The 517-nt window shown below is 62.5% G+C and carries 1 pseudogene; it reads left to right on the forward strand.

The features are described 5' to 3' along the window. Window positions 1–517: pseudogene (locus ACWR1S_RS30895) on the forward strand (type IV secretion protein Rhs); the annotation flags it as partial.

Genomic DNA, 517 nt, shown 5'->3' on the forward strand with positions numbered 1-517 from the left:
TCTCGCGGCGGATCAACCCCGACGGCACGCGGGTGCAGTACCGCTACGACCATGCACAACTGCTGCTCACCGAGATCGAAAACGAGTCCGGGGAAAAGTATCGGCTCGATTACACCCCGACCGGGCTGATTCGTCAGGAAAGTGGTTTTGACGGCCGGCGCACGGCGTACGCCTATGACCTCAACGGGCATCTGCTGGAGAAGACCGAGTTCGGTGATGACGGCTCTTGTTTGCTCACTGCGTATGAGCGCGATGCGGCCGGGCGCCTTCTGGTCAAAACCCTGCCCGACGGGGTCAAGGTCAGCTATCAGTACGACCGCCTCGGTCGTTTGATTGGGGTCGATGACGGCCAGCAACATCCTTTGGCCTTCGAGTACGACCGTCAGGACCGGCTGATCACCGAGCATCAGGGCTGGGGCACCCTGCGTTACCGCTACGACGCCTGCGGCCAGCTCAAACGCATGCGTCTGCCGGACAACAGCGTGCTCGACTACCGCCACGCCAAGGGCGGCGCACT

This window comes from Pseudomonas sp. AIG (assembly GCF_977020205.1).